We start from the raw sequence: 17,486 nt of genomic DNA, 5'->3' as shown, positions 1-17,486 counted from the left end.
AAAAAAAGGGTTCAGCCTGCCTCGGGACCACCTTGCATGAACGCGGACTACTACATTACCGGTATTGGCGTGTCGCAGTATTACCACGGCGCGCAACGGCTGGGACTGCCCGCGGCCAATATCCTGAAACGCTGCGGCATGTCACCAGACATTACCTTGCAGCCCATGCAGCACACCTCCGTGGACGATTTCGAACGCTTCATGCTGGAGCTGATCCTGGAAAGCGGCGACGACATGCTCGGTATCCATATTGGCGAACAGGTGATGCCATCGCTCTACGGCGTGCTTCCCACTGTCGCCACCATGGCCGGCAGCGGTCACCAGGCAGTGGAAGCGGTACTCAAATACCAGGCACTGGCGGGAGGCAACGCCGGGGCCATTCGCCTTCTCGACGAGCCCGGCGATCATCTGGTCTTCCAGGGGTTGATGGTCTACCCCAACCCGGTGATTCGCCGCCATCTTGCTGAAAGCATGGCGGTATTGCTCTACAAACTCGCCACCTTTATCTCTGGCCGACAAGACCTCAAAGTCCAAGAAATTCACTTCGAGCATGCCTCCGGCTCCGACGCCAGCAAGGCCTATCTGGATAAGCTGCTGGGCTGTCCAGTGCGCTACGAAGCTCCCGAAATACGTATTGTGGCGGAACGGGCGCTACTGGATATCCCCTTGAACGCCTACAGCAATGACGCCATGCAAGTCGCCGAAGAGCTGGCGAGGCAACAGCTTGCACAGCAGCAGGAAAACCAGAATATTCTCCAGCAGATCAAGCTCCAGATACGCACCCTGATGGCGGGCAGCTCACCGCGCAGGGAGATCGTCGCCGATCGACTGGGTATCTCTGTGCGCACGCTGGACCGACGACTGGCCGAAGCGGGGCTCTCCTGGCAGCAATTGCTGGATGGCCTGCGCGCCCAGCTGGCCCAGGAATTCCTCAGCGACACGCAACTCACCGTGCAGGAGATTGCCTGCCGCCTGGGCTTTGCGGATGCCCGTTCCTTCCAGCGCCGCTTCCGTCACTGGACTGGCAAATCGCCCTCTGAATATCGCGACACCAGGAGGTGGCCCGGTTCGTCACCCTGATGGCGGCTTTTGCCACTGCCTGCCACGACAACCCTTGTTCATGATGCGGTCAAAATTCTGCGCGAAAAATGCGCCCCTGACGGCAGAACAATAATGAAACGTCTCCCACCCTTTATCTGCGTAATTCCTTTACTGCTCATCGTGATCAGCGGCTGCGCCATGCGCAACCCGCCCGCCATCGCCAACGATATTCCACTGGACGCAAAACGCTATCAGGTGGTCATCAAGGCCCACGATGGCGGCGATATCGCCGCCACCCTGTGGCAACCCGCCCTGGCATCTGGCCAGAGTGCACCCTTGATGCTGCATACCCACGGCTTTGGCCTGCAACGCATGGACGGCGGACTGGATCTCTATTCCCTGTTGCCTACCGGCCAGATTGCAAAGCAGATGTGGAAGGAGGGCTACTGGCTAATCACCTGGGATCAGCGGGGGCATGGCGGAACCGACGGCGTCATCGACGTGATGAACCCGGAACTGGAAGTGCGCGACCTGAGCACCATCCTCGACTGGGCCGAGCAACACATTCCCCGCCTGGCCAGAGACGATAATGGCGACATCAAAGTCGGCATGGTGGGTGAATCCTATGGCGGCGGTATTCAGCTACTGGGCACCATGCTGGATGACCGCATTGATGCGCTGGTGCCCATGACCACCTGGTACGACCTGGAAACCGCGCTGGCGCCCGCCGAGGTACCCAAAGGCGGCTGGATCAAGACCCTCAAGCTGATGGGCGACTGGGTTAACTTTCGCAAACTCAACCCGCCACTGCGTGACGCCTTCAAGAAAGCCATGGACGGCGAGCTGGACGAGCAGATGCGCCAGGACTATGCCAGCCACTCCATGGCCTATTACTGCAATCAGGGCATGGCACCGGGCGCCAACGCCCTGCTGATCCAGGGCTTTCGGGATGTGCTGTTTGATATGGAACAGGCCCTGGAGGCCCGGGACTGCTTTGCCCGCAACGGCCGCGATGTAATCCTGATCGCCCAGCAAGGAGGTCACCTGCTGCCGCTGGAACAACACTCTCCCTCCCTGCCGGTGTGGTATCTGGAGAAAGAGCTGCACTGCGGACAGCAACCCATGGACAGCAACCAGGTTGCCGTGGACTGGCTCAAATCCCAGCTGGGCAACAGCCCCTCCCCTGACCTGCCACCGGTCTGCGTATCCAGCCAGGAGCAGGGGGTCGCCCTGAACGACTGGCCTGACAGCCGGGAAACCCTCACCCTCACCCCCGTGACCCTGAGCGGCAAGCGCAGCGGTAGCTGGCGCTGGTGGACCGGCACCCTGGACTGGTTTGCGGGCTGGCGTACGGAAACCGGGCTCGGCGATACCTTTGCCGAAGCCAGAGATGCCGGCCTGCGCCCGGCCTTCATCCCACTCCATACTGCCGAGAGCCAGGAATTCCGCGTTGGCACCCCCTTGCTGCACCTGCAATCTGACAGCGACGGCCCGGTACTGGCCGCGCTCGTGAAGCGGCAAGCCGGCAAGGCCCATCTGGCGCTCGTGAACGATCAGCTGGCCCCGGTGCCTCTCAATACGGACGGCGCCCTGCCCCCCATCGCCGTGGCACTGGAGCCCGGCGACCAGCTCGGGCTGGTGCTGTTCAGTCGTCATCCCCAGTTCGACACCCGCGAGCTGGCGTTTGGTGACGCTACCCAGATCAGCGGCACCCTGTCATTGCCTGTCACGGTCAAGCAGCTGGCAGACATCGACCCCGCCCGCCTGCGCCAGCCCACCGGCACCGTTGCCTCCAGCAGCAACAGCGCCGCCCGCTGATACCCTCTAGGCCGTCACATCCCTTGTGGCGGCCCTGCAGCGCCTTCTTCCGCCCCCCACTGACTGCGCGTCGCCCTTCACCGTCACACCCCCGTCATGATTTGTCCGCCCGCTGGCAACATTTACCGCTGCGCTCGTTTTTTCACCAGCTCCACAATGATCACTTGATCTGGGCAACGTTGCCGATCAGACGAGGGACGCCATGAATAAAACAATAACAACGGCGCTGTTGCTGGCTCTTGCCAGCGTCAGCCAGGCCCGCCTGCAGGCGCTGGACGAAAGCGAAATGTCCGCCGCTCACGGCGCTGGCATTGCCGTGGCTCTGGATAATTTCCGCTATTTGATGGCTCCCACCAGTTATTTCGAACAGGTGGGCATCAGCCCATCCGGTGCCTGTACCAGCACCGGCAATACCAGTGGCAACTTTGGTTGCTGGCGCCGCGGCGATCTGCGTTGGTACGGGATCAATATTTCCGGTGCGGGCGCAGGCGGCAGCCACTGGAATGAAAGTGCCTGTGATGCCTCGTCACTGGCGTGCCCCCGTGGCGGCCAGATCAACTGGTTTTCTCCGTTCGACAACCCCTATGTAATGCGTGCCTGGTCTCCCCGGGGCATGGCCTGGGACGGCAGCCTGGTGAACCAGGACGCGGCCAACCCGGACAAGACCATTTACGAGTTTCTGGCACCCACCAGTCAGCCGGACTACACCCTCTCGTTCTGGGGTGAAATCGAGGCGGGCGCCACCCGCAACAGTGCCACCCAGATGCTGACTGCCGGACAGGGGATCAACAACAGTAGCGGCGGCGGCCTGCTGAAAAGCCAGACCATCATCCATGGCAATGCGGCAGGCAGTGTGTTCCGCCTGTTCCAGCACACCGAGCCGGGCAACGAAACCTTCGGCATGATGTATCACAGTTACCTGCGCGGCGACTTCCGCTTCAGTGTTGCCCAGGCCGCCGGCGGCGCCACCGATGTCATTGGCCAGGCACCGGTGTTCGAGGCCAATGAAGGTCTGATCTTCCGCAACGTGGAAGCCTTTCTGCCTTTTGGTCAGCTCTATTACCAGTCACTGGTACTGGGCCCCGTGGGCACCAGCGGCGACTTTTATCTGCAGCTCACCCCGATTCCAAACAACCCCACCGTCTACAACCGCTTTTACGGATTGGACGCTGGCGATGTGCGCGGCTTCGAAACCGCCCGCACGGCGACCCGGGACTGGCAGACAGCCTGTGCCGGTGGTGACACCGCCTGCCAGAATTATCGTCTTTCCCATGGTTATGTGCGCTATGGCGACTGGTATCCCGCCATGGCGGGCTGGGCCGCCCAGGGCACCCGCGAATCCATTAATGCCAACAACGACGGGATCATTTTCCAGGCTCGTGCCGGCAGCACTTTTAACGCCTTCGCCAAACGCCCTATCCGCATCGACAAGCGCGGCGAAACGTCCAGCATGCACCAAACCCAGAACTACAACTGTGACCCCAACAACCCGGGTGTTTGTTTTGGTACTGGCGAAGGTCCGATCAGCAATGGTCCCGGTAACAACAATCGCTACTACACCACCGACCGGGTCAACCTGGGCTCCGCGCGCATCGAAGGTCTGCTGATCAATCAGTTCTATATGGAAAGCTGCCGGCCGGGGGTGTGCTGATGAAGGGGTTACTCCTTGCCCTGTTGCTGGGCCCACTGATCGCCCAGGCCGACAGCCTGACGCCGCTCAACGATGACGAAATGGCACACATCGCCGGCCAGGCCGGACAGGGCGTGCAACTTACCTTGATGCTACGCAATAACATGGATGCCAGCGGCAACCCCATCGGCTGCACGACGGGTGGCCTGAACCCCTGCCGTATGGGATTTGAGTTCTCTGCCCGTGATGGCATCTGGCTGATGCTGAAAGATTATTACGGCGAACTTCAGATCAATGATCTGCGCATCGATAACGCCACGCTGCCCGGGAGTAACACGAGCCACTTCGACGCCAGCCGCTTTCAGTCCGTGGAAGGCAACTGCCTGATCACGGGCTGCAATCCCGCCGGCCTGCTTTCTCTGAGAACTTACTATCCATTTCACAAGGAAACCGGCGTCTACAACGACCTGAACCTGTTTACCAATGTCGGCCGCGTTGCCCTCGAGTATGACGACACCGTCAACAACATCCCCGGCTATATGCAGGACGCCGCCACAGGCAGCGTGCTTGGCTTCCGCGCCACCGATAGCCAGGCGTTGAACGCGCCTGCCAACATGCGATTTGAAGGTGAGGCTTATGTTTTCGGTTTCTAGAAAAAGTCCCCGTTCCGGACGAAGCCTGATGCTGCTCGCGACTGCGCTGATGACTTACAGTACTGCGAGCCTGGCACGCCTGGAGCCCATGGCGGATACCGCGCTCTCGGATGTCATCGCACAGGATGGGAGCCTGTTCCTGTCCGACCATATCTCACCCAACTCGCTGGCCAACGCCCCCGGAGACGGTTCGGCCAATTTCGATTTTTATCGCATGGGACTGGACGTCAAACTCAACCTTAACGCCAACATGGCCAAGTTCCAGCTGGGCTGTGGCGGCGTCAATGATTTGCTCTCCAGTTCTGCCGCCTGCGATATCGATATCGATTATCTGAGCTTCATGGGCGTGAACAATGACGGTGACTTTCCTGCCCTGAATGGCCCGGAGAGCATGTTTGAATTAATCCGCCCCTACGTGGAACTCGCCGTCAAGAATGATGGCACCTCCACGCTGCGCGAAGTGGTCGGCCTCAAGGTCGGCGGCCAGCGGATTAACGGCGCCCTGGGCATTGGTCGTGACTACACCGGTGCCAGCAAACCCTCCGAAGGATTTGTGGGTCCGGGACTGGAAAGCAGCCTGATCAATCAGGAGCATGGTGGCACCTGTAACCCTTCTGCCACCACGGGCCAAGGGGTGGTGAACTGCCACTCCGGCATCAACAGTGTATCTGGCTTTTTGTCACTGGAACTGTCGGCCGCCATTCGGGCAAGAGCCAATATGGCCGGGCTCTATGATGCTGATCTGGACACCTGCTTTGGCCGGATGAATCCGGCCCAATATGGCTGTGGTCCAAACTCCCTGCCGTTCTTTGTGGATGCCGGCGGCACGCGCTTGCAAACCCTGCATGTGGCGGCGGCAAAACTGACCGTCGATGATATCGATCTCAACTGTGCCTGGTGGGACGCCGTCTGCTGGGGCATCGTTAACCCCCTGGCCAGCGCCATCGTCAACGAAGGTTATGGTCAGCTGAAAATCGACATGCGCCAGGTGCACTACCTGCTGACCCCGAACACGGAAAATTTCTTCCTTTCTGTGCAACGGGAGAAAGTGTCCTGGCCGAACTACAGCAAGGCACCTCCCCCCAACAATATTGCTTTCGACGCCTGTAACCCAACCTACGGACAAGTGCCCACCAACGGACGCTGCTCCAGCGGTTATGCCCCCACAGCCAACACCGGTTGGTGGCTGAATGCGCCGGGAGCAAAAATCCTCAACATTAATCCGCCAGACCGGATCAATGTGGGGCGTGTTGATCTTGGCACCGTTATCAGCCTGCTTGGCCCTGAAGGGCGACTGTTGATTGATAATCCCAAGATTGACCTGCCTCGAGTCTCCAACTGCTACGGCAGTGCGGTTTTCTGCTGAGGGCATGGTCATGAAACAACATCTCGCGCCCTGGCTGCTCATCGGCTTCCTGCCCGCCAGCTCACAAGCATTACAGGCCATGACCGATGCCGCGCTTTCCACGGTGACCGGTGCCGACGGAGTGTCCGTTGGCTTAACCAGCGATACCGGGATCAGTGCAGACACCATCCAGTGGATCACTGATGACAATGGCCTCAACAATGGTTCCTGCAGCGGCGGCATTGCCAATCAACATGCCTGCACCCAGCTGCAGAATGTCTCTCTGCAAGGCGTTGGCGGTGCTCTTAACCAGCAATGGGATCTGGATGTGGGCAGCGATGGCAGCGACAATCCTTATCTCGCCATTTCCGGTAACTGGACACCGCAGAAATTCGAGATCGGCGGACTGACGTTCAATACCGCAGCGGAGAATGCGTCAACAAGATCGCTTGGCGCTCTGGCACTGATATCCTCAGGCCAGATTTCGCTGATCAATCGTGGGGGCATTTTCAATACCGGTGGCGATTTCGCCACACTGGACCTGACTACCAATGGCGACCTGATTTATCGGCAAGGTAACGCGGGCAGTGCTGAACTCAGCCTTGCCAACCTGATGATGGCCGCTCGCTTCACCAATGGCGCCGCGGCCGGCCAAGCCATCTCCACAGGACGTGTTGGCATCGACTCACAAGGGTTACTGGTTAGCGCTCCCTTTGCCGATGTGGACATTGGCTTTGATCTCGCGTTCAAGGCAAACCCCACAGACTTTGACCAAACCGGACGAAACAATCTGCTTCGTTTTGGCTGGCAGGGCGGCCTGGTCAATCCGGTATGGCGACTGCAACCCGGCGGCTTCGGTTACGGCAGCTACCTTAACGGGGCCGACACTTACCAGGACTTTGATGGCAGCCAGACGGGGCAACGCTCGCAGGGTATCAGCCTCTATACCGAATGGGATTTCGATAGCGACTTTTCTCTCTCATTGGGAGAAGCCGGCGGTAACGGCACCATCGCGCGCTTTAGCAACTGGCAAAGACTGGGCGCGGCACCCGGCCCGATGTTCAAACTGCCGATTATCTTTGATGTGTTCCAGGGAGGAGTTGGCCCAGCAGGGCTCTGTGCAGGGAGTGCCACCTCCGGCGTCGTGGATCAAACCGCCTGCACCGCCGCCGGCGGCGAGTGGTATGGCAATGATCTCCCGGGGGCAAACGAAGCGGCTTTCGGCATCCTGATGCGCGATGGGCGTCTGCTTGCCTACAACACCTTGATTGAAGTGGAGGATCCGCTGGCCGGTGGCACCGTCACACCGGTGAACTGGGGCGCCGCCTTCACTTTCGGCAAGCTGGATGCCGATATCTTCCTCTACCCGTATGGCCGTGCTGATGGTACCGCCGTCGCCACCACCGATACCGGTATTCGCGCCGACATTAACCTGATCGCCCAGTCGCCGGATGCCTGGCGTCGCGCCAACAGTAGCAGTGCCGCCGTACGAGCCACTTCCGGCAATGGCTGGCAGACCAACACCCATTTCATGATGGTGGATACCACCGCCAATACCGGTGTCGGCTTCATCAATGGCGACATTATCTATCAGGCGCGTGATTTGTTTCTTCGCGTCACCGATGGCGACAGCCGCTACCCGAATCTGCCCGGCGGCCTTTGGCTGCAAACCGACAACAGGGCCCAGTACCGTTTTCGAGCCCTCTTTGGTGGCGGCTACATGAACGACCTGAGTTATGACGCGCTCACCAAGGTATCGCTGATTGATGTGAACCTGAACACCAGCCAGTTCCTGTTTGTGCTTAACCCGCTACCGGTGGATGGCGCTACCGGGGCTGCGCCCATTGGCTTCAACGGATTGCTGGATCTGGATAACAGTCACATCACCGTAGGAGAAATTTCCAGTCCGCAGTCGCAATTTTACGTCAAGGATGTGTCCGGCCGGGTGGCCTGGCGTGATGGCAGCCTGTCCATGATTTCCGGGCAGCACACCGCTGATGGTTTGCCTCAGCTGGCCATCAGCAATGACCTGGATTTTGGTACCTCGGCGCATTTTGGTGGTGCACCGGGTGCACCCTTGATCGGCACTATCGGTTTTGGTTCTGAAGACTTCGGTCGCATGGCCATTCCTGCCGGCACCTGGCACAGCGATGTCATTCTGAAAATTCCCTGATCAACCGATTCATCACGGATAACAATAATGAAAATGGTTTTTCACCCACTGCGTTGCTTACTGGTCCTGCTGTGCTTCCTGGCGCTGCAAGGCTGCGCCATGTTTGCGCTCAATCCCGAGCGAAATGCTCTGCCCGAGCAGTACGTGGCGGCAGAAGGCGCCTCTTCCATCATTCTGGAAAGCCCGGATCAGTTATCTCTTTTTGGCCAATGGTGGCTTCCCGAGGGCCAGTTGGAACCCCGGGCGGTGGTGCTGTTGCTACACGGCACCATGGCGCACTCCGGGTTCTATTCCCCCATGGCCAATTTTTTTTCCGAAAACGGCATTGCGGTATTCGGTCTCGACCTGAGAGGTTGGGGACAGTCGCAAGGCTTTGGGCGTAATGGTGTGATCGGCAGTTACGATGAATACCTGCTCGATCTGGACAGCGCCTACGTTGAGGTCAAGGCCCGCTATCCTGACCTTCCCGTCTACCTTCAGGGAGAGTCCATGGGGGGCGCCATTGCCCTGCTCTCCCAGATTGAAGAGACGGTGGAAGTAGACGGCCTGATTCTTAATGCGCCAGCAGTAAGACCCGGGTTGAGCTTTGGTCCAGTCAGCTCCCCGAACTGGCTGTCCAGCATGGGACTCTGGACACTGGCACAGCCAGGCAAGCTCTTCCCCAACATGCCCGCGCTGTATCACGGTGGTCTGTTCGAGCATATCGGGATCGGGCTACTGCTTAAGGAAGACGAAAATAAACAACGTTTTCTGGAAGACCCCCATGCTACCCACAAGGCCCTTCCGTTCAGCTACTTTACCGGTCTGCAGAATGCAGCATCCCGGATCCAGGACCGCCTTGACCAGGTCACAGCTCCTGTTCTGATTCAACAGGGCACCCGGGATGTACTGGTACCGGTCAAATCCAGCGAATTCACTCTTGAGCACCTGGCCAGCGAGGACAAGACGCTGTTGCTCTACGAAAAAATCACCCACGCCAGCCTGCATGACCGGCGGCGAGAAGAAATCTGGGGGGATATCGTCAATTGGATGAATGCCCGGATCGCAGAGTCGGAAGACAGCATCGCGTCCAGCCCCCCACTACCTGCCACCGCAACACGGTAACCGCGTCCTTTCCCGATTGCCCCCTATGTTGCGCATAGTGGGGCTTTTTTTTGGGCGCGCTTCAGCCCCGCAAATAGCGTTTGCTGGCTCAATAATGCGGCGGTGGCGCATCTTCGATCTGCGCTGACTCGAAAGCATCAGACAGATAGACCAACCTTTCGACCATTTTCCGGCACGCTTTTTCCAACTCATCCAGCTTTTGCTGCTGATCACTCACCACCTTGTTGAGATGTTCGATCAGGTCTTCCTGGTAAGCCAGCTTGGTTTCGATATCAATCAGACGGTCTTCGCTCATGGAAACCTCTTGTTTAATGACTTCAGCAACGTCCGGGGCGCTGATGAGTCCGTTTCGAGTGGCGAGAAGCGAGTTTCGAAAGGCAAAAGCAGAGAGTGGCACCACCTGAAGGTTTTCGTCACTCGAAACTCGTTACTCGCTGCCCACATGAGCATCTCGCCCCAGAGCCATGTCTGTGGCATATAGCAATGCTATCCCCCATTGTACTGGCCTGAACGGCAGATTTCCGCTATGGTTTCACCCGTCTTGGGGGAGTAGTCGCTCGACCCGCTTTCCTGATAAGCCTCAAGGTGGCCGTCAACATAGTTGCGCCTCATGCGCATGGCGTCCACATCCGCACTACCCTCTACGGGTTGCCGGATTGACGAGACCTGAGACATGACTTGCATTCCGCTGGGGCGGGATTGGCAGGTTGTGTCTCTGTGTCGAAGTAATCCCGCCCCTCTGGAAAACATCCATGGAAGCCACCCTCAGCTCACTGTTGCTGGTTGCCCTCGGCGAAATTGGCGACAAGACCCAACTACTGTCCCTCGCGCTGATCCTCAAGTTCCGTAAACCCTGGCCCATCCTCGCTGGCGTGGTGGTAGCCACCCTGCTCAATCATGGCGTCTCGGTGTGGTTCGGTGACTGGCTGGCGGATGCCGTGCCCATGGAGTGGATGCGCTGGATTCTGGGTATCAGCTTTATTGCCCTGGGCCTGTGGATGCTGATTCCCGATGAGGATGAGGAGATCAGCAACGAGCCGAAATACGGGCCCTTCCTCACCGCCCTGGTGCTGTTCTTCATCGCCGAGATCGGCGACAAGACCCAGCTGGCCACCATTGCCCTGGCCGTCCAGTTCAAGGATCAGTTCTGGCCAGTCCTCACCGGCTCCACCCTGGGGATGATTGCCGCCAACCTCCCCGTCATCTGGCTGGGCCACCAGTTCGCCAGCGAAAAACTGGAGACCTGGGCCCACCGCATCAGCGCGCTGCTGTTTGTGGGCTTTGGCATCTGGGCATTGGTGTAGTGCGCCTGACGCCTGACGCCTGACGCCTGACGCCTGACGCCTGACGCCTGACGCCTGACGCCTGACGCCTGACGCCTGACGCCTGACGCCTGACGCCTGACGCCTGACGCCTGACGCCTGACGCCAAAAAGCGTATTCTGTGCCACCTTGAGCACAACAGTTTTCTGCGCCGCAAGGCGCTAACGTCTGGCGTCCAGCGTCAGGCCTCAAGCGGAATCTATCCATGGCCCTCACCGCCACTATTTTCAAAGCCGAACTGACCATTTCTGATATGGATCGGGACTATTACGCCACGCACAATCTGACAGTGGCGCTGCACCCTTCCGAAACAGAAGCGCGCATGATGCTGCGGCTGCTGGCCTTTGCCCTGAACGCCCATGAGGACCTTGCCTTCTGCAAGGGCATCTCCAATCCCGAAGAGCCTGATCTGTGGCAGCACAACCCCAACGGTACGGTGGCACACTGGATAGAGCTGGGAATGCCAGATGAAAAGCGACTGCGCAAGGCCTGTGGCATGGCAGAGCGTGTCACGATCTATTGCTACGGCGCCCGGGCACCGCAGGTGTGGTGGGATGGAATGAAGAACAAGGTGCAGCGTTTTGACAATCTGTCCGTCATCTATATTGATCACGAGAGCGAAGTGGCGCTGGAGGAGTGCGTGAACCGGACCATGCAGCTGCAGGCGATGATTCAGGATGGGCAGGTCTGGTTTGGAACAACAGACAACAATATTGAAATGGGGCTGTCCCGCTGGTATCCAGCAGGAAAGTAAAGGGGCGCCTTCAAGTTTCAGGGGGAAACATGAAAAACGCGATCATCCTTGTCTTGTTTACAGGAGTGATTTTCTTTACCGGCTGGTGGATCAGCGATGAGCCTCTGAACCCGGTGGCCCAAAAGTGGATCGATGAACCACAGGTTGAAAACCAGCCCTACAATATTCTGTTAGGGCTTGGCAGTGCACCTGGATTGTCCGCGCAGGAAGAAGGAAAGCGTCTCTATCATCAACGCCTCACTGAACCGACAACAGCGACACCCAATCACTTTGGTGGCTTCAACGATGATCCTCTCCTGTGCGATTACAGCACGTATGAATGTCTTCAGAACCAACGCCTTCACATCGAGGAATCAAAGTCACTTCTGGTTGAGAAAAAAGTTCTGATCGACCGCTATCTTCAACTGCTTTCAGCGGGAAACTATGTCGACAACACACCTCTTTCCCTGACCGCCGAATTTCCCCATTACTCATTATTAGTCAAAGCTGCACGTCTTCATTCATTACAGCTTTTATCACAATCCGATCCAACCAGCGCCCTTGAAACCGAGATCAGCCAGCTTCGCGAATTTCTGACTCAGGATCACAACCTCATTGGCAAATTGGTCACTGCACGAATACTGAGCGAGAAGTTTCAGCTTGCCGCATTGCTGGTACAGGAAGGGATGGATATTTCACTTTCCGACTATCGCCTTTCTCACGAAGAAAAAAGTCTCGCGACTGCGCTGCGGAATGAGTTTCGTCTCCGCGCTTTTTTCCTGATTAATGAAGAGTACAACCAGGATTCCTCAGGAAGCAGTGTATGGGAGCGCCTGGCCTTAAACATGGGCATGAGAACCAACATCATGATCAATCGTGATCTGGCTTACACGCTTCATTTCGCCGACCTTTCCGAAAACCCTGCCAGCGTTATCGTTGAAGACCATTATGTCATGCAGGAACCCACACTCGGTCAAACTCTGCGTAATCCATTCGGTAATTACCTGCTTGAAATGGCAACGCCCGACATTAAACACTACCTGCTACGGATGGCGCACCTGGATGCAAAGCTCCAGCTGCTGGGGTGGCTGCGCCACCCGGACGAAGCGCACCCCAACCCCTGGCCTGAGTCCTCAGCCATTCAGATCAACGAAAAAGAACGACAGATCTGTTTCCCGACAGAGCAGAACCAGGCTGAGCAAAACTCCTGCCTGCCATGGGTGCCTGCACCTTGATAACCCTGGGTTCTGCCACCATGCTTCTAACAGTGAACATAACAGGTAACTGACATGGCCATGGAACTCACCTGCCCCTCCTGCGGGGCCATTAATCGCGTACCGGAAGAGCGGCTGCAAAGTAGACCGGTATGCGGGAAATGCAAAACCCTTCTCCTCAACGGCCAGCCCATCGCTGCCAGCGATGCCAGCTTCCAACGACTCCTGGACCGTAACGGGTTGCCATTGGTGCTGGATTTCTGGGCCAGCTGGTGCGGACCCTGTCAGCAATTCGCCCCCACTTTTCAGTCAACGGCCGCCGCCTTCGCTACTCAGGCTCGTTTCGTCAAAGTGGATACTGAAGCCTGCCCTCAGACCGCCGCCCGCTTCCAGATCCGTTCGATCCCAACATTAATGATCGTGAAAGACGGCAAGGAAGTAGCGCGTCTGTCAGGCGCCCTTCCCAAAGCCCAGTTTGAACAGTGGCTTAATCAACACTTACGCGCCTAGCGCCTGTGGCTTGACCTTTACGCCGACTTTTCCCGGCTTCAAGCCTTGTCATTTCCACTGTCGTTGATGAAGATGCAGGCTTCACTGACCACCTCCGGCTTGCATTCTTATGTCAGACTTCATTCTTCACCACTACCCCCTCTCCCCTTTTTCGGAAAAAGTGCGAGCCATGCTCGGCTATGCCGGTCTTGACTGGCAATCCGTCATTGTGAAGGAAATGCCTCCCCGCCCACTCCTGTCGCCGCTGGCGGGTGGCTATCGCAAGATTCCGGTTGCGCAGATCGGGGCCGATGTCTTTTGCGATACCCGCACCATCAGCCGGGAAATTGCACGCCTCAGCAACAAGCCGGAACTGGTGATGGAGAATTGCCCTGAGGAAGTACAGCAGTTTGTTCGCGAGGTGGATCTCGACATTTTTCTTGCTTGCGTTATCACCGCCGGCAACCTGACTCTGCTGCGCAAGGTACTGAAAGAATCCAGCATTATGGATTTGGGCAGATTGCTGTGGGACCGAATTCGCATGGGCAGCAAGGCAAAAGTCAAAGCACAGAGCCCCAGAGAAATGAAGCGTATGGTACGAGCGCACCTGGATCGACTCGAGACAATGCTTGCCGATCAGCCCTTCCTGTTTGGCGACAGCCCTAACGCCGGAGATTTTTCTGCCTATCACAGCCTGTGGTTTCAGCGGGACCTGGCCAATCAGCGCGTAGTGCAGGACTACCCAAATGTGAATGCGTGGATGGATCGTCTCAAGGGCTTTGGCCAGGGGCATTCGACAACCATCAGTGCAGACGATGCGCTGGACGTTGCCCGGAGCAATAACCCCCGAACACTCCCTGTCAGTGATGACGATGGGGATCTGATCGGACAGTGTGTAAGCATCACACCGGATGATTACGGCCTTGAGCCGGTTACCGGCACGCTGGTGGCGAGCAACGCTTCAGGCTGGATTGTCGTTCGCCAGGATCCAGCGGTGGGTCAAGTTGCCAATCATTTTCCCCGTGAGGGATTTCGTCTTCGTCCGTAAAGCGGATTACATGTCTCGCTGGTTGACCCTTTTCATGAGCGCTTCTGCACTTTCCTTGCGCTCTGAATAGCGGTCAACCAGGTAGTCGCTGCGATCACGGGTAAGGAAGGTAAACTTCACCAGCTCTTCCATCACATCCACGATGCGATCGTAGTATCCCGAGGGCTTCATACGATCATTGTCATCGAATTCCAGGAACGCCTTCGGTACGGAAGACTGGTTGGGAATGGTCACCATACGCATCCATCGGCCCAACACGCGTAGTTGATTCACCGCATTGAACGACTGCGAGCCACCACACACCTGCATGACAGCCAGCGTCTTGCCCTGAGTCGGACGCACCGCGCCGAGAGACAGGGGGATCCAGTCGATCTGCGCTTTCATGATGCCCGTCATGGCACCATGACGTTCCGGCGAGCACCACACCATGCCTTCGCTCCAGGACACCAGATTACGCAGCTCCTGAACCTTGGGATGGTCCGCGTCTTCGCTGTCGGGAAGTGGCAACCCATCAGCATGAAAAATTCTGGTTTCCGCTCCCATGGCTTCCAGCAGCCGCGCCGATTCCTGCACTACCAGGCGACTGAAAGAGCGCGCACGCAGCGATCCATACAGCAACAGGATGCGAGGTTTGTGTAATGACGGTTTATCACGAAAAACCGCATCCGGTGTCGGAATCTGGAAACAGTTCTTATCAAGGTTCGGGATATCGTTCATTGGGTTTTTATTCTCCACACACTATGGTGGTGATTGCCGAGACAACTTCCACCCTACGAAACCGCAGGGCGGAAATGGGTGCCAGCCCATCTCCGCCGTTCTGGTTTTCGAAACTCGGTACTCGGTACCCGCCACTCGTGATCGCCATGCAAGCATAGCTTCTACCTGGTCAGGCCCGGGATTCTTCGAACCAATGAGTGGTGCGATTAACGATAGCCACCAGTGACAACATCACCGGCACTTCCACCAGCACGCCCACCACCGTGGCCAACGCAGCACCCGAATTGAGACCAAACAGACTGATCGCGACTGCCACTGCCAACTCGAAGAAATTACTGGTTCCGATAAGGCATGCCGGCCCTGCCACGTTGTGCTTCAGGCGCAGCTGCTTTGCCGCCCAATAAGCAATCGCAAAGATACCGTAGGTCTGAATCAGCAGGGGGATGGCAATCAATACGATCGCCATCGGCTTGGCGATAATCGTTTCTGCCTGAAAGCCGAACAGCAACACCACGGTGGCGAGCAGCCCCATAACACTCACCGGCTTGAGATGATGCACAAAACCGGCGACACGCTCTTCACTGCCCAACAACTGACGGGTGATAAAACCGGCGATCAGCGGCAGCAGCACATACAGCACGACTGACAGCACCAATGTATCCCAGGGCACCGTGATGTCACTGACACCCAACAGCAAGGCCGCAATGGGTGCAAAGGCAAAGACCATGATGATGTCGTTTACCGATACCTGAACCAGAGTGTAATTGGCGTCTCCCTTGGTAAGCTGACTCCAGACAAACACCATGGCGGTACAGGGCGCCACGCCGAGCAGAATCATGCCGGCGATGTATTCCGTGGCGGTCTCCGGCTCGACCCAACCAGCAAAGAACACCTTGAAGAACAGCCAGCCCAATGCGGCCATCGTAAAAGGTTTGATCAACCAGTTGATGACCAGTGTCAGCAACAAGCCACGGGGATTTTTGCCCACCTGCCTGATTGCCGAGAAGTCGATCTGGATCATCATCGGATAAACCATGACCCAGATGAACACCGCCACGGCCAGATTCACATGAGCGTATTCAAACGCGGCCACGGCCTGAAACAGATCCGGCATCCACAAACCCAGACCAACGCCTGCGGCAATGGCCAGCCCTACCCAGACGCTCAGGTAACGCTCGAAAAGTCCCATTACAGATCACCCATCTGCTGATGAATCTCTTCACCACACTGCACCAGCCCTTTCTGATTGAGCTCATCCAGTGACACCGCAAACAATGCCTTCAGTCTTCTTTCCAGTTGCTGGTAGGTGGCCTCGAAAGCAGCGGCTATTTGTTCGTCTGTTCCTGTGGCGTGGGCCGGGTCCGGCAGCCCCCAATGTAGCTTGGGCGTGTCACCCAGCCATACCGGGCAGGACTCGCCGGCGGCGCTGTCACACACCGTAATGATCAGATCGATGTCTTCCCCTTCCAGATCATCCATGGACTTGGAGCCAGGGTTTTCAGGAACAATATCGTGACGGGCCAACACCGCCAACGCACCCGGATTAACCTGGCCAGTAGGATGACTGCCTGCACTCAGGCCGCGAAAACGCCCTTCGCCCAGGTGATTGATCAGTGCTTCACCAATAATGGAACGGCAGGAGTTGCCGGTGCACAGCACCAGGATGGTCAGTGGTTGCAATTGCATGTCAGGTCTCACAGCAGGAAGCGACGGATTGATTCAGTGCCAGCGCCTCTCTCGCCGCAGGCACCAGTTGTTTGAGGCTCTTTTTTGCCCAGTCGGGCAACTCGGGATTGATCCGATAGTGCATCCAGGTGCCCTGTCGGCGGGCGATGACCAGCTGACACTGACGCAACTGAGCCAGATGGCGAGACACCGTGGATTGCGGCGCCTGCATGACCTCTACCAGATCACACACGCACACCTCCCCCTGGCCATGGAGCAGGCAGATCAGGCTCAGGCGCGTGTCATCGCCCAGGCATTTGCAGAGTTGCGTCGGAGTCAGCATGGTGGCTTTGAATTCGTATATTCGGAAGTACGGATATTATAGCTGCAAGCTTCAAGCTGCAACGCGGGAAAGTTTTATGACAGAACGAGTTTCGAGTTTCGAGTTTCGAGTTTCGAGTTTCGAGTTTCCAAGATCAAAAGCGGTTTACTTTTCGCAACTCGACACTCGTTCTTCGAGACTTCCTCCTCGCC

At 57.5% G+C, this 17,486-nt stretch carries 18 protein-coding genes; 12 read left to right on the top strand and 6 right to left on the bottom strand.

The features are described from left to right. Positions 1 to 36: 36 nt before the first annotated feature. From GFN93_RS03315 to GFN93_RS03285, 7 genes are all read left to right on the top strand, one after another. Positions 37 to 1,080, top strand: coding sequence for an AraC family transcriptional regulator (locus GFN93_RS03315; protein WP_153498987.1), 1,044 nt, complete (start codon positions 37 to 39; stop codon positions 1,078 to 1,080). Between the two features lie 93 nt (positions 1,081 to 1,173). After that, positions 1,174 to 2,859, top strand: a complete 1,686-nt coding sequence (locus tag GFN93_RS03310) for a CocE/NonD family hydrolase (RefSeq protein WP_153498986.1) — start codon at positions 1,174 to 1,176, stop codon at positions 2,857 to 2,859. Positions 2,860 to 3,061: 202 nt separating this feature from the next. Beyond that, entirely contained in the window at positions 3,062 to 4,510 is a 1,449-nt protein-coding gene (locus tag GFN93_RS03305) for a hypothetical protein (protein WP_153498985.1), read from the top strand. Beyond that, the gene (locus GFN93_RS03300) at positions 4,510 to 5,142 is read left to right on the top strand and encodes a hypothetical protein (protein ID WP_153498984.1); all 633 of its coding nucleotides are present in this window, start codon (positions 4,510 to 4,512) and stop codon (positions 5,140 to 5,142) included. Before GFN93_RS03305 ends, GFN93_RS03300 begins: the two co-directional genes overlap by 1 nt. 28 nt (positions 5,143 to 5,170) lie before the next feature. Then, positions 5,171 to 6,508 carry a hypothetical protein gene (locus GFN93_RS03295; protein ID WP_153498983.1) on the top strand — a complete coding sequence of 446 codons (1,338 nt, stop codon included), beginning with the start codon at positions 5,171 to 5,173 and terminating at the stop codon, positions 6,506 to 6,508. A 10-nt stretch (positions 6,509 to 6,518) separates the two neighbouring features. After that, positions 6,519 to 8,660, top strand: a complete 2,142-nt coding sequence (locus GFN93_RS03290) for a DUF6160 family protein (protein ID WP_153498982.1) — start codon at positions 6,519 to 6,521, stop codon at positions 8,658 to 8,660. A gap of 27 nt (positions 8,661 to 8,687) precedes the next feature. After that, the gene (locus GFN93_RS03285; protein WP_153498981.1) at positions 8,688 to 9,764 is read left to right on the top strand and encodes an alpha/beta fold hydrolase; all 1,077 of its coding nucleotides are present in this window, start codon (positions 8,688 to 8,690) and stop codon (positions 9,762 to 9,764) included. Between the two features lie 88 nt (positions 9,765 to 9,852). On the opposite strand, the gene GFN93_RS03280 is transcribed toward GFN93_RS03285, so the two are convergent. Further along, positions 9,853 to 10,059: a SlyX family protein gene (locus tag GFN93_RS03280; protein ID WP_153498980.1), complete on the bottom strand. Its 207-nt coding sequence runs from the start codon at positions 10,057 to 10,059 to the stop codon at positions 9,853 to 9,855. A gap of 191 nt (positions 10,060 to 10,250) precedes the next feature. Further along, entirely contained in the window at positions 10,251 to 10,439 is a 189-nt protein-coding gene (locus GFN93_RS03275) for a hypothetical protein (protein ID WP_153498979.1), read from the bottom strand. A gap of 77 nt (positions 10,440 to 10,516) precedes the next feature. Between GFN93_RS03275 and GFN93_RS03270 the strand changes: the two genes are divergently transcribed. The 5 genes from GFN93_RS03270 to GFN93_RS03250 all read left to right on the top strand — a co-directional run bounded on the left by GFN93_RS03270 (position 10,517) and on the right by GFN93_RS03250 (position 14,570). Next, positions 10,517 to 11,068, top strand: coding sequence for a TMEM165/GDT1 family protein (locus GFN93_RS03270; RefSeq protein WP_153498978.1), 552 nt, complete (start codon positions 10,517 to 10,519; stop codon positions 11,066 to 11,068). A 223-nt stretch (positions 11,069 to 11,291) separates the two neighbouring features. Next, the gene (locus tag GFN93_RS03265; protein ID WP_153498977.1) at positions 11,292 to 11,840 is read left to right on the top strand and encodes a YaeQ family protein; all 549 of its coding nucleotides are present in this window, start codon (positions 11,292 to 11,294) and stop codon (positions 11,838 to 11,840) included. A gap of 29 nt (positions 11,841 to 11,869) precedes the next feature. Then, entirely contained in the window at positions 11,870 to 13,054 is a 1,185-nt protein-coding gene (locus tag GFN93_RS03260) for a hypothetical protein (protein ID WP_153498976.1), read from the top strand. A 54-nt stretch (positions 13,055 to 13,108) separates the two neighbouring features. Then, positions 13,109 to 13,543: a thioredoxin TrxC gene (trxC, locus tag GFN93_RS03255; protein ID WP_235901629.1), complete on the top strand. Its 435-nt coding sequence runs from the start codon at positions 13,109 to 13,111 to the stop codon at positions 13,541 to 13,543. A 109-nt stretch (positions 13,544 to 13,652) separates the two neighbouring features. Next, positions 13,653 to 14,570: a glutathione S-transferase C-terminal domain-containing protein gene (locus tag GFN93_RS03250; RefSeq protein ID WP_153498975.1), complete on the top strand. Its 918-nt coding sequence runs from the start codon at positions 13,653 to 13,655 to the stop codon at positions 14,568 to 14,570. 6 nt (positions 14,571 to 14,576) lie between these two features. On the opposite strand, the gene arsH is transcribed toward GFN93_RS03250, so the two are convergent. From arsH to GFN93_RS03230, 4 genes are all read right to left on the bottom strand, one after another. Next, positions 14,577 to 15,287 (bottom strand): arsenical resistance protein ArsH, encoded by a 711-nt coding sequence (gene arsH / locus GFN93_RS03245; RefSeq protein WP_153498974.1) that lies wholly within the window; start codon positions 15,285 to 15,287, stop codon positions 14,577 to 14,579. Positions 15,288 to 15,456: 169 nt separating this feature from the next. Then, entirely contained in the window at positions 15,457 to 16,476 is a 1,020-nt protein-coding gene (arsB, locus tag GFN93_RS03240; protein WP_153498973.1) for an ACR3 family arsenite efflux transporter, read from the bottom strand. Continuing rightward, the gene (locus GFN93_RS03235; RefSeq protein ID WP_153498972.1) at positions 16,476 to 16,973 is read right to left on the bottom strand and encodes an arsenate reductase ArsC; all 498 of its coding nucleotides are present in this window, start codon (positions 16,971 to 16,973) and stop codon (positions 16,476 to 16,478) included. The genes arsB and GFN93_RS03235 overlap by 1 nt, the downstream gene beginning before the upstream one ends. A gap of 1 nt (position 16,974) precedes the next feature. Next, complete coding sequence (locus GFN93_RS03230; protein WP_153498971.1) at positions 16,975 to 17,295, bottom strand: ArsR/SmtB family transcription factor; 321 nt, start codon at positions 17,293 to 17,295, stop codon at positions 16,975 to 16,977. Positions 17,296 to 17,486 lie beyond the last annotated feature (191 nt).

It is taken from the genome of Alcanivorax sediminis (assembly GCF_009601165.1).
Lineage (GTDB): Bacteria > Pseudomonadota > Gammaproteobacteria > Pseudomonadales > Alcanivoracaceae > Alcanivorax > Alcanivorax sediminis.
Note: the sequence above shows the minus strand (reverse complement) of the source record. Positions and strands in the feature narration are given on the sequence as shown.